At 37.4% G+C, this 12,252-nt stretch carries 12 protein-coding genes; 1 reads left to right on the top strand and 11 read right to left on the bottom strand.

The genetic code is table 11. The features are described from left to right. Window positions 1-206: 206 nt before the first annotated feature. Genes AC1RNS_RS15515 through AC1RNS_RS15500 form a run of 4 tightly spaced genes read right to left on the bottom strand, consistent with a single transcriptional unit; the run spans window position 207 to window position 2,946 of the window. On the bottom strand, window positions 207-692 hold the full coding sequence (locus AC1RNS_RS15515; protein WP_492993898.1) for a methylated-DNA--[protein]-cysteine S-methyltransferase: 486 nt from the start codon (window positions 690-692) through the stop codon (window positions 207-209). Next, on the bottom strand, window positions 676-1,593 hold the full coding sequence (locus AC1RNS_RS15510; RefSeq protein ID WP_492993897.1) for a DNA-3-methyladenine glycosylase family protein: 918 nt from the start codon (window positions 1,591-1,593) through the stop codon (window positions 676-678). Before AC1RNS_RS15510 ends, AC1RNS_RS15515 begins: the two co-directional genes overlap by 17 nt. Further along, window positions 1,590-2,156, bottom strand: a complete 567-nt coding sequence (locus AC1RNS_RS15505; RefSeq protein WP_492993895.1) for a bifunctional transcriptional activator/DNA repair enzyme AdaA — start codon at window positions 2,154-2,156, stop codon at window positions 1,590-1,592. The genes AC1RNS_RS15510 and AC1RNS_RS15505 overlap by 4 nt, the downstream gene beginning before the upstream one ends. 13 nt (window positions 2,157-2,169) lie before the next feature. Then, on the bottom strand, window positions 2,170-2,946 hold the full coding sequence (locus AC1RNS_RS15500; RefSeq protein WP_492993894.1) for an isocitrate lyase/PEP mutase family protein: 777 nt from the start codon (window positions 2,944-2,946) through the stop codon (window positions 2,170-2,172). A gap of 229 nt (window positions 2,947-3,175) precedes the next feature. Between AC1RNS_RS15500 and AC1RNS_RS15495 the strand changes: the two genes are divergently transcribed. Further along, window positions 3,176-4,954 carry a sensor domain-containing diguanylate cyclase gene (locus AC1RNS_RS15495; RefSeq protein WP_492993892.1) on the top strand — a complete coding sequence of 593 codons (1,779 nt, stop codon included), beginning with the start codon at window positions 3,176-3,178 and terminating at the stop codon, window positions 4,952-4,954. 70 nt (window positions 4,955-5,024) lie between these two features. Here the strand turns inward: AC1RNS_RS15495 and AC1RNS_RS15490 are convergent, their stop codons facing one another. The 7 genes from AC1RNS_RS15490 to AC1RNS_RS15460 all read right to left on the bottom strand — a co-directional run bounded on the left by AC1RNS_RS15490 (window position 5,025) and on the right by AC1RNS_RS15460 (window position 12,202). Beyond that, a complete protein-coding gene (locus AC1RNS_RS15490) occupies window positions 5,025-5,231 on the bottom strand; it encodes a hypothetical protein (RefSeq protein ID WP_492993891.1) in 207 nt (68 codons plus the stop codon). A gap of 171 nt (window positions 5,232-5,402) precedes the next feature. After that, window positions 5,403-8,174 (bottom strand): ATP-dependent DNA helicase DinG, encoded by a 2,772-nt coding sequence (gene dinG / locus AC1RNS_RS15485; RefSeq protein WP_492993889.1) that lies wholly within the window; start codon window positions 8,172-8,174, stop codon window positions 5,403-5,405. Between the two features lie 128 nt (window positions 8,175-8,302). Beyond that, window positions 8,303-8,686 (bottom strand): aspartate 1-decarboxylase, encoded by a 384-nt coding sequence (gene panD, locus AC1RNS_RS15480; RefSeq protein ID WP_492444845.1) that lies wholly within the window; start codon window positions 8,684-8,686, stop codon window positions 8,303-8,305. 1 nt (window position 8,687) lies between these two features. After that, window positions 8,688-9,542, bottom strand: a complete 855-nt coding sequence (gene panC, locus AC1RNS_RS15475) for a pantoate--beta-alanine ligase (RefSeq protein ID WP_492993888.1) — start codon at window positions 9,540-9,542, stop codon at window positions 8,688-8,690. Beyond that, entirely contained in the window at window positions 9,542-10,378 is an 837-nt protein-coding gene (panB, locus tag AC1RNS_RS15470) for a 3-methyl-2-oxobutanoate hydroxymethyltransferase (RefSeq protein ID WP_492993887.1), read from the bottom strand. The genes panC and panB overlap by 1 nt, the downstream gene beginning before the upstream one ends. 388 nt (window positions 10,379-10,766) lie before the next feature. Beyond that, the gene (locus AC1RNS_RS15465) at window positions 10,767-11,528 is read right to left on the bottom strand and encodes a CPBP family intramembrane glutamic endopeptidase (RefSeq protein WP_492993885.1); all 762 of its coding nucleotides are present in this window, start codon (window positions 11,526-11,528) and stop codon (window positions 10,767-10,769) included. Then, the gene (locus tag AC1RNS_RS15460) at window positions 11,525-12,202 is read right to left on the bottom strand and encodes a TetR/AcrR family transcriptional regulator (protein WP_492993883.1); all 678 of its coding nucleotides are present in this window, start codon (window positions 12,200-12,202) and stop codon (window positions 11,525-11,527) included. The genes AC1RNS_RS15465 and AC1RNS_RS15460 overlap by 4 nt, the downstream gene beginning before the upstream one ends. Between the last annotated feature and the right edge of the window lie 50 nt (window positions 12,203-12,252).

The following is a 12,252-nucleotide window of genomic DNA, read 5'->3' as shown; positions in this document are numbered from 1 at the left end:
TATTGCTTCTAGACAAAAAAGTCCAGAAAAATTGTCATAACAGAGATCAAACTACAAATACTGATTGTAATCAAATCATTTATTTTGACGGTCTTATTTTTTGCAATAACCGCTGTTTTATACAAACAGCATAAAGGCTAAGTTCTGACTACAAGTAAAGATAGGTATAAATTTTTCCTTTCACATAATATCCTGAAATTTAGGAGTTATTTCGGCTTTTGCTTTGAGTTTTCATGCTGAAGTAGCCATTCTTTTCTCCATAGCCCGCCTTCATAGCCTGTTAATGTTCCATTTGAGCCAATTATGCGATGACAAGGAACAACAATACTCAATTTATTTTTTCCATTTGCACTGCCTACAGCTCTTACCGCTTTTTCATTGCCAATTGATACAGCAATGTCCTTATAGCTTGCTGTTTCACCATATACAATACTTGTTAAGGCATTCCATACACCTTTTTGAAAGACTGTTCCCTCAAAATCATAGGAAATGTTAAATTCTTGACGCTCACCAATAAAATACTCATGTATTTGCTGATGACACTCAATCAAGATTTGTGGTGTATCTTTATGAGGAACATTTATGAGCTGCTCCTGCTCTGAAAACATAATAGAAACTATATGTGTAGCTGTTCCCTCTATTTCAAGGATGCCAATAGGCGATTGATAATCTAATTTAGAGCGTTTCATCATATAAAGACCTCCATAGATAGAAAGTGGCATATGCCTGCCAGCCTGTCCAATGCATAGCGTAACTAGTTATTTCTTCAATCGTTGGCTTCTGATTTAGTGCTAATTGCTTTTTTAAAGCATTATGAAGCCCAACATCAGCAATGGGAAACGACTCAGGTTGCTGTAAGCATTTCATTAGCACATAATCAGCCGTCCATGCACCGACTCCCCGAATCGTTACTAAATATTTTTTCTTTTCTTCATAGTCTGTTTTTAAAAGTAATTTTTCTTTCAATAATTGTCCGCTTGCCATCATCTTAGCGATATCAATAATGTATTGTGATTTTCTAAGGGTAAATTGTAATTGACGTAAATCATCCACCTGAATTGTTGCAATCCTTTCAGGCGTTGGAAACAGCCAGTAGGTTTCTCCCTTAAACATCACGCTTTCTCCAAATTGCTCTACAAATCTTCTCTTTAATGTGTACGCGAATGATAAATTAATTTGCTGCCCACTAATTGCCCATACGAGTGCCTCAAATAAATCAGGCATACCAATTATGCGTAATCCATAATAGTTTTGTACAAGTGGCTTCAATATAATATCCTCTTTAGCCATTTTATAGAAACCGTTCAAATCTTTTTCTAAATCAAACCATTCCCAAATATACTGAGCAATTTCCTCGTGACTTCTTTCAGATGGAACTTGCATTGGAAACTCGACTTTGATTGAGTTTGATTGTAATTTTATTTGACATAAAATCGTAAGCTCTTTTATTTGCAGCAATTTATATAAAAAGTCATTCTTTATCCGATGCAGCACTTCCTGATTAGACCTTTTTAAGAAAATTAAACACTCTTGAGCATTGAATTCTTTTGGTGGATAAATTTCAATAAAGGTTTTCTGACTGATCCAATTCATTCTCTTAGCTCCTTTTCACGATATTCACTAGGAGAGCAATGTTTAACATGTCGAAACACTTTATAGAAGTTATAGGAACTTTGAAAGCCCGCTTCATAGCAAATTTCAAGATTAGAATAGCATGAGTTTTTTAAAAGATATGTTGCCTTATCTATTCGGATTTTTTCTAAATAACTTCGAGGTGTTTCACCAGTTTCTTGTTTAAATAGTCGCTCTAGATGAAATGGACTAATCCCAATATGATTCGCAATATCCCGCAAGGTTAGTCTTTGTTTATACCCATTGATTAAGTAGGATGTTACCTCTTTAATGAGCTGGGCATGGGGGGAATGCTCTATCTCAGGCTGGCATCTTTTACATGCACGAAAACCAGCATTCTCAACCATTTGTATTTCATCGTAAAATTCTACATTTATTTTTTTGGGCTTTCTCGATTTACACGAGGGACGACAATAAATTTTAGTGGTTTTGACAGCCGTATAAAAAAGACCGTCATATGTTTGATCACAAGCTATAATTTTTTCCCACTTTTCATCAAATGAAAGGTTAATTTTCGTGCCCACTATATTTCCTCCTTTATGTTAATTTTTCATATAAACATGCTGTATTTTTTTCCTCTAGTAATCGGGAAGCATTCATTTTCAAATAGGCGATTAGTTTATCTGATAACACATTGCTGAAGCTAAATCGTTTAACCCCTAATGCTTTCAGTTTATGACAATCCGTTAGTCCTGGTAAAGAGAGTAGATTAATAGGGGCATTTGTATTAGAAGTTATCTCCTTTATTTCCTCTTCATTGGATAATCCCGGAATAAATATACCACTCGCTCCACTCTCCACATAGGACTTAGCTCTTTGCATCGTTTCATTGAATGGCTCGTGCATCTGAAAATACGTATCTGTTCTAGCATTAATAAAGAAATTGTTATAACCTCGATTATCTAACATCATTCTCATTGCTTCCAGTAGGTGACAGTGCTCCTTTACATTTCGTAATCCTTTTTGCTTTTTTAATGAATCCTCAATGTTGATACCCGCAACACCGACATCTGCTGTTCTTAAAACATTTTCTAAAACGGTTTTCTGATCACTACCATAGCCTGCCTCAATATCTGCAGATACAGGTATTTTCAAATTGTCTGTCATGGTTTTAATAATAGACAAGTGGCGATCAAAATCAATTAACTCACCATCTGCATACCCCAATGAATTTGCAATGCCCCAGCTTGTTGTACCAATCGCTTTGAACCCTACTTCTTCTAATAGTAATGCAGATAATAAATCCCAGGCATTTCCTATTAATAAAAGCTCCTTATCTGCATGTAGTTGATGGAATTCCTGAATTTTTGACATTATGTAGCCTCCTACTATTATATTAGTCATCATATTATCAAGAAATATACATTCAACTCGTCCTCAATCTTGCTCTTATGGTCTGTTCATCTTTATGTTTTATTTCTTTTATTGTCGTTACTAACATAGAATAGAATATGATATATTTACATAAAAAACTTGATTGTTAGTAATCTTATTAAATTTATTTGCAAACTTTCTAGTATCAGAATGACAGGAGAAAAGCTGAATGATGAAAAATAAAATGGTGAAAAATAGCTTGATATTTTATTTTTTAATCACACTACTATTTTTGCCTATTTCGACAGGTCATGCTGTAGAGCAAACAGACCGTATTATTCTAGGTCAACATTATGATATTTTTCGTGATACTACCAATAAAGCTACCATAGAGGATCTAGTAAGTGGTACATATGACAATTCCTTTATTGCGAGTCATCAGGACTATTTATTTTTTTGGCATACAAAGGATACGATTTGGTTAAAACTATCAATTCAAGAGTTAATAACGGATAAAGAAGATTACTGGATTGAGATAACTGATAAGCTGGATAATATTGAGCTTTTCCTAGTAAAAGAAGACGGTTCCTATCATGTTCAAAAGAGAGGAATATCCAATATTGACGAACGAAACATTCAATATCGCTCCAATATATTTCATATCAATGATCCATCTATAAAAGAAATTTATCTAAAATTAGATGGGGTTATGCCATTAAGCGTAATCTCATATCTGTATACAACGGATAGCTTTATTAATAGTGTTATTGACTATAAACATTTAACAGGAACCTTTTATGGCTTTCTATCTGCACTCTTAATTTATAATCTATTTTTATACTTTTCATTAAAGGAGAAAGCTTATTTATATTATGTTTTATATATGTTTAGCTTTATTCTTTATCAAGCAACATTGAATTCTTTAGATATTGAATTAGTAGGGCAATTAGTACCTTCCTGGATTTTAATCAAATCCTTAGTCATTAGCGGTAATCTATTATTTTTGTTTATGCTGCTATTTTGCTTAGAATTTCTTGAATTAAAAAAATATTTACCAAGATTCCACATGGTAGGAAAGCTTCTTTTAGGAATAACTTTCCTTTCATTAATAGCTGTGTTTATTATTCCTGATGTTTCGATTGTTAATAATTTTACAACAACTTTTGCGGTAGTCGTCTTTGTATTTCTATGGATATGTGGTTTATTTGTATTGTTAAAAGGTCAAAAAATGGCTAGATTTTATATGATAGGTTGGACTGTTTTGCTCGGCTCCGTCATAGTTCAGGCATTAGCCTTTTTAAATATGATTCCTTTCCATCCACGAATTTTTGAGGATATTCCTGCTATTGGTGCCATGTTTGAATCCATATTTTTATCATTAGCATTGGTTGATAAAATCAATATTATTAAAAAAGAGCATCAAGGAATGCAGCAGATACTGAATGAAACTCTTGAACAAAAGGTACAAGAACGAACCCAAGAACTAGAAAAGGCAAAGTTGGAGCTTGAACACTTAGCAAACACAGACCGACTTACCCAAATTCCAAATCGAGTACGGTTAGATTATGTTTTAGAAGAAGCATTTGAACATGCGCAGCAGCAAGACATACCGTTATCCATCATTCTTCTAGATATTGATTATTTTAAAGCGGTAAATGATGGATTCGGTCATCAAGTAGGTGACATGGTATTAAAAGAAGCTGCTGGACTTCTTCAAGCCATCATCCGCGAACAAGATACCATTGGAAGATGGGGAGGCGAGGAATTTTTAGTGATTTGCCCCAAAACAACTCTTGAACAGGCAGTGCAGCTTTCAGAAAAACTTCGTCAGCAATTAGAAAATTATTCATTCCCTATCGTTAAACGAAAGACTAGTAGCTTTGGGGTAACTAGCTATCTTAGGGGAGATTCACTTCATACCTTATTATCAAGATGTGATAAAGCATTATATCAAGCAAAGGAACGTGGTAGAAACCGTGTGGAATTTTTAACAGATGATCCCCAGTAGAGGTTAAAATCACGCCATGCCAACTACAATATAAGATTCTTGCCCTCATTGGTTCTTTGAGGGCTTTTTATTATACAGAGTTCCTGCGCTTTTTGATCGGCTTTACCCGCTTTTTGATCAGCTCCTCTCGCTTTTTGATCAGCCCCTCTCGCTTTTCGATCGGCTCCTCCCACTTTTTGATCAGCCCCTCTCGCTTTTCGATCGGCTCCACTGCTTTTTGATCAGCTCTTCTCGCTTTTCGATCGGCTCCTCTCGCTTTTTGATCGGCTCCTCCCACTTTTTGATCAGCTCCTCCTGCTTTTTGATCGGTTCCACTCGCTTTCGTTCCCCGACGTATTAATCAGCATCACCTATTTTCTAATCAGAAACCACCTTTCCTTTATTATCAAACCCTCTTTCTTTCCATAAAAAAACCCCTTTAGCAATGGACTAAAAGGGGTTGTATCATTTATTTCTGCCAATGATTCAGTTCTTTCAACAGCTCTGGTAGCTGCAATTTTTTTACATCAATCGGTGGTAAAGCTTTGATAAATTCCTTACCATACGATTTTGTCGTAATGCGGCGATCAAGTATGATAAAGGCTCCTTTATCTTGAGATGAGCGTATCAGACGGCCAAAACCCTGTTTGAAGCGCATGATTGCTTCAGGTAATGATAACTCATTAAAGGAATTGCGACCTTGAGCGGTAATATGTTTTGCCCGTGCCTTAAATACAGGCTCTTCAGGAGAGGAAAATGGCAAACGTACCACAATAACGGATGCGAGCGCATCTCCTGGTACGTCCACACCTTCCCAGAAGCTGTTGGTGCCAAAGAGGACAGCATGGCTAAACTTTTGGAATGATTTTAGGATTCGCATGCGACTGCCTCCAGTTACGCCTTGTGCAAAGAGCATATAATCTTCAAGAAGTTCACTATCCTGAATCAACTCTACTGTTTTACGAAGCATATCTTGAGCAGTAAAAAGGACAAAGCATCGTCCCTCTGTCATACGCACTGTCCGAGTAATCGCGTGAGCAACCGCTTCAATATATTCATCCTGTGATACAAGTTGAATATCAGGCATATCTGTGACAATAAAGGCCTTGGCACCGGCATAATAAGCTGGGGGTGCTTGTAGCTTTGTTACTTCAACACTATCAGCAATGCCGAGCTGCCGTGTCACAAACCGCTCATTGCCTGGCACTGTTAACGTTCCTGAAGTCCAAATAATACTTGCCTGCTTACGAAGCGGTGCAAGCACTTTTTCGATAATCGGCGTAACATTTACTGGCTTCTTAAAAGCATGAAGACTGCCCGGAACACTTCGTACATCAAATTCTAGCCATACAGAATTTTCAGTCTGAGGGGATAGGAAAATTTCTTCCCATTCAGCAATTTTCACCTTCATCTCACGAATCCAATAATGCCACTCCGATAATAGGTAGAGCTCATTATTGTGCAATTGCTCAATATTATTTTCAAATATCTGACCTACTTCTATTGCTAAATCAAGCCACTGCTGTGTAAGCTTGCTCACCTTTAATAGCGGTTCTTTGACTAGTGGCACATCCTCTAAAAATAAGGTGTATTTGCTACTTGCCTGTTTCCTTTTGATTTGCTGCTGCATTTGAAAAACGGCTCGTTGTACAGTTTCATCAAATGTACGTTGCAGGCGAATAAATTGCGCATCTAATCGCTGTAAGCTTTGCATAGGGACTAGTTGTCTTTTCTTAGCAGCATGACTAAATTGCTGAAATAAAGCAGTTTCTTCCATTGTGCCAATTTGACCAAAAATATACTTCCACTGCGTATAGGAGAAGACAATTTCATCCTGCTGCATAGTAGCTTGAATAAATTGATGGGCTTCATCAATAATCCAGCCATCAATTTGAGTAAAGATTGGTGTTTGTCGTACTAAATCACTGAGCACCATAGAATGATTGGTCACAATACAGTCAGCGGTCTCACTATTTTTTAATGCTTGCTCATAGAAATCAAAGCCCCGTGATACTTTTTCATCAGGCATTTTACGGATTTTCTCGATAAATAATTGCCCTCCACCTGAAACATTGAGCTCACTCAGGACGCCTGTTTCGGTTTTAGTAAGCCAAACCAAAATTTGTAAAATCGTAAAAGTATCATCATAGGATTCATCTGCGTAGGCCATACATTGCTCAAAGCGTACAACATCAATATAATGCTGCATCCCCTTTAAAACCGCAATATTGACTTTTGTACCAAGAATTTTTTCGATCTTTGGTAGCTCCTCCTCTACAAGCTGCTCCTGTAAGTGTGAGGTATATGTGCTTATAGCGATTTTTTTATTCACTGCTTGCGCATATAAAATCGCAGGTAATAAATAGGCCACTGTTTTACCAATACCTGTGGAGGCTTCAATGACACATTCCTTTTTTGCATTCAAAGCCTGCCAAATGGTATCCATCATGTCAAATTGTGCAGGTCTTTCCTCAAAGTTTGACATAGTCTTTGCCATTAACAATGTTTTTTCAGCTGCTGTTTGTGGAAAAGATACAATTTCCGCATTGCTAGTTTGCTGTTTTCGCCCATCGCATATAGCTAAGTTTCGGTAGTAGGAAACATTTTCATTACCTGTTACATGCTGACGTTTAATTTGAAGAGCCTCAAAAAACAGTTGGGATATATTTGATTTTAATCTAAATGATCGTTTATGCATTTGCTCTAGGGTTAGCTGTGGAAGTGCGAGTAGCTCCTTCCAGCAATATTTAAAAAGCTCGGCCGTTGCCAGGGCATCATCATCCGCGCGATGTGCATTCGCTAAGGGTATATTTAAATCTGCTGCTAAATCACCTAGCTTAAAGCTTAGTGACGTTGGAAACAAGATTTTGGCAAGTTCAACCGTATCCATCTTTTTGCCCTGCCATTTCGATAAGCCAGCACGCTTAAATTCTGCTTGTAAAAAGGATAAGTCAAAATCTGCATTATGTGCGACAAACACACATTCAGCAAGCAGTTCATATATGTAGTCGGCATGTGCCTCAAACGGCAATGCATCCTTTACATCCTTATCCGTAATATGCGTTAAATCCTGAATAAAAGGCGGAATGGTTTTACCAGGATTAATAAATTTTGTAAAGGTACGCTCAATTTGCCAATCTTTCATAATTACAATGGCGATTTGAATCATTCGGTCCCCATTTGCTGGAGAATGACCAGTTGTCTCCAAATCAACAATTGCATATTTTTGACTTTCCATCATACATCTCAACTCACAGTTCACATTAGATAGATGAATTTTATCATATATTTGGTTTAGCAGCATCCCTTTGCCTTTTAAGAGTAGACATAAAAAAGAAGCATGCACAATTTGTACACGCTCCCTTTATGTTACAGTATTGTTGCCTCTGGCTCATGGGTAATCATTTCTTTAATTGAATTGCCCTCACCCATAATTGCCACAGTTGGCTTATGCTCTTTGGCCTCTTTATTATCTACATACACATAAGAAATAATAATGACAATATCTCCACGCTGTACTAGACGTGCTGCTGCTCCATTGACACAAATAACGCCTGATCCACGCTCTCCTGCAATAATATACGTTTCAAAGCGTGCCCCATTGTTATTATTCACAACATGCACTTTTTCATTCGGGAGCATACCTACTGCATCTAAAATATCCTCATCAATTGTAATAGATCCAACATAATTTAAATCTGCTTGTGTCACTGTTGCACGGTGGATTTTACTGTTCATCATCATTCTTAACATTTTATAATCCCTCTTTCACATTAAAGATACAATTATCAATTAAACGAGTGCTACCAATATAAACAGCCGCAGCCAATAATACTTGCTCAGTGTCAGCAGTGACTGGTATTAAATCTGGATACGCTAATAGCTCCATGTAATCTATCTTGCCACGTGTCTGTGCAGCAATATGTGCTTTTGCCTTCGTAAGAGCGGTCTCTGCTTCACCATTAGTTAAAAAGCTATCGCGGGCTAGCTGTAGTGCTTCATAAATGGCAGGTGCCTCCAAACGCTCTGCCTCATTTAAGTAGACATTACGAGAGGATTTTGCTAAGCCATCCTCCTCACGCACAATTGGTACGACTCGCATTTCTAACGGATAGTTAAAATCACGTACCATTGTAGCAATTATAGCAACTTGTTGGGCATCCTTCTGACCGAAATATGCTTTTGTTGGTTGTACTAGGTGAAATAATTTCGACACGACCTGTAAAACGCCATCAAAGTGGCCAGGGCGACTCGCGCCACAAAGAATGGTTGCTTGTTCACCCGCATGAATACGAATGCCGCCATCATAAGGATACATTTCCTTAACACTTGGTGCGAAAACGATATCTACCCCTGCTGAAGCTGCCAATTCCGTATCTCGCGGCAGGTCTCGTGGATAGCTTGCAAAGTCTTCGTTTGGTCCAAATTGCGTTGGATTAACAAAAATACTCATTACAACTACATCATTTTCAGCACGAGCTGTCTTAGCAAGAGTTAAATGTCCCTCATGTAAGTAACCCATCGTTGGAACTAGGCCAATTGATTGTTTATCTCGTTTCATTGCTTGGATTTCAACCGTTAGTGCTTGAATTGTTGTGACTACTTTCATTACTTTACGCCCCCATATAGCTGATCCAGTGCTTCCTCTTTCATCGTGAAGAAATGCTTTGGTGCTGGGAATGTTCCAGCTTTCACTGCAGTTACATAATCTGCAATACCACGACTTGCCTCGTTCCCCATTTCGCCAAAACGCTCTACAAATTTCGGTACATGATGGGAGCCGTAGCCAAGCATGTCATGATAAACCAATACTTGCCCATCAGCCTCTACTCCTGCACCAATACCAATCGTTGGGATGATTAGATTAGCAGATAGCAACTCTGTAAGCTGATGTGGAATACATTCGACAACAACAGCACAAGCTCCAGCCTCTTGGCATTTTTTTGCATCTTCTAGTAGCTTCGTTGCCTGCTCTGCAGTTTTACCCTGCACCTTATAGCCGCCAAGTACTCCTGCCGATTGTGGCAGCAACCCTAAATGCGCTACCACTGGAATACCAGCTGACGTTAATTTACGTATCGCTGGTATAACCTCATCAGCCCCTTCCAACTTAAGTGCATCCGCACCTGTTTCCTGCATCATGAATACAGCTGTTTTCAACGTCTCGTTTACATCACCGTGATAGGAACCAAACGGCATATCCACAACGACAAATGTGTCCTTTGCACCACGACGCACTGCTTTTGCATGGTGAACCATATCTGCTACAGTTACTGGCATTGTAGAGTTATAGCCCAGCACCACCATTCCTAGTGAATCCCCCACTAGAATCATATCAACATCCGCTTCCTCCGCGAATCTTGCAGCAGGATAATCATATGCAGTCAGCATAACAATTTTCTCACCTGCTCCCTTCATCTTTAAAAAATCTGAAGTAGTTTTCATCATGTAGTCCTCCTTTTTTAAGGAAAGAAAACAGAAAAAATCCTTCCGTTCCTAAATTGGACAGAAGGATAGTGTTTCGTTCATGGTCAAAATTACCTCCTACATTGCAATTCCCTAAGAGGCAGTAACTTGATTTTATTATAGGCATATTGAACGTTGTAATAGCCCATACCTTGAATCAGGTTACATTTTTGAACGTTCGTTTTCTTCCGTCCCTGTCTCTAAAAGATCAAGGCAGATATTTATTATTAATGGGTCTTACGCTTTTGAAGGTGCCGTTCACAAAGGATACTGCCCTTCAGCACATACTATAACAGATTTCCCTACTAATCTTCAATTATTATTTTCTTATAATTACATCTACTTTTTGGTTTCAGTGTATGAACCTCTATGATCTTACTATGTGCATACTCTTTTTTCGATAGGTTTCAAAAATGGCAAAAAGAAGGAATGCCAATAAAAAGATCCATAAGCCAGACGCCACATTTGTAACTGGAATAAAAACATCCCAAAGTGAATTTATGAAAGCATGGAAAATAATACAGAGAAAAATGCTATTAGTGAAAAGATAAATAACGGTTAATAAAAAGGATAACGCCAAAGCAGTTAAAGTGAACCATAGGAAATTCATAGTCATTTGATTAGAGCCCACGACAAACCATAATGGCAAATGCCAAATCGTCCAAATGGCACCTACCATAAATGTACTGAGTAATGGAGACCATCTTTTTTGTAAAGTCGGCTGTAAAAATCCACGCCAGCCGATTTCCTCTAAACCACCGCCAATGATCATAATTGGAAGTTCTATTAATGCTAGATACAGTGGTTTTTCCATTACCGCTCCACCCCAGAGAGTTGGTAAAAAGCAAGCGATAAATGCCAAGCTAATAACAAATATGTACCACGATAAAGGGTGTTTAGCATTTTTTATATTATGGACAAAAGAATGAAACTCTTCTTTCGTTGAATATTTCTTTTTCAACCAAATCTCACAAAATGCAGGCGTCACACCACCTAGAATAAATAATATTATCGAAATCGCATTGCCAAATTTTAAAAGGTTTAGCTGTGTTAAAATGGCTAAGCCTCCCCATAATAACCATGATGTAGCAAAGGTAAGGACTAGAAATCTTCTTATTTCTACTCTCAAAGCTCTGTCCCCCCTTCTTTAGAACCTAGTAGTAATAACACAGATTTACACAGTGTATTCATCAATTGAATTTCATCAAACTGCATTTGATCAATCGGTAAAACGCCATAACATTTTTGCAATAAAACATCTCTAACGATGCCATCAATAGAGGTAACCATAAAAATAGATAGGTCCTCAATCGAAATTGTTGGCTGGAAGTAGCCCGTAGATATTCCCTTATGAATGGCATTAGAAATATTGTGCATTAAATATTGACCACTTTCATTCTCAGTGATGTTTGACAAAATTTTCTCTTGCCTTGCTGGATTATTTGCAAATAAAATCGTGAGCTCAAATTGGAATTTTCCCACCGTTGATAAGTTTTCCTTTATATACTCCCCAAGAAAAGTAAATAATTGAATTATTGATGTTTTGGGGGAATCACTAGTATCCATTATTTCATCAATAACATGTTTATAATCTGCGTTAGCATTAGCTTGGTTAATGACATCAACAAGTATTTCATCCAAATCTGAATAATAACGGTAGATCCCTCCTTGGCTCATTCCTGAAGCTTTAATAATATCTCTCATCGTAATATCATAGAGTGGCTTCATTTTACAAACAGTTAAGGCAGATTCTAAAATCCTCATTTTCTTTTCCTTTACATATTCTTTGCTTACCTTTGGCACCTTATTATCCTCCTTTTCACAAAAATGACACTAGTATCATTTTTAGATTA

The organism is Lysinibacillus sp. GW821-FHT14F06, from assembly GCF_058803665.1.
Note: the sequence above shows the minus strand (reverse complement) of the source record. Positions and strands in the feature narration are given on the sequence as shown.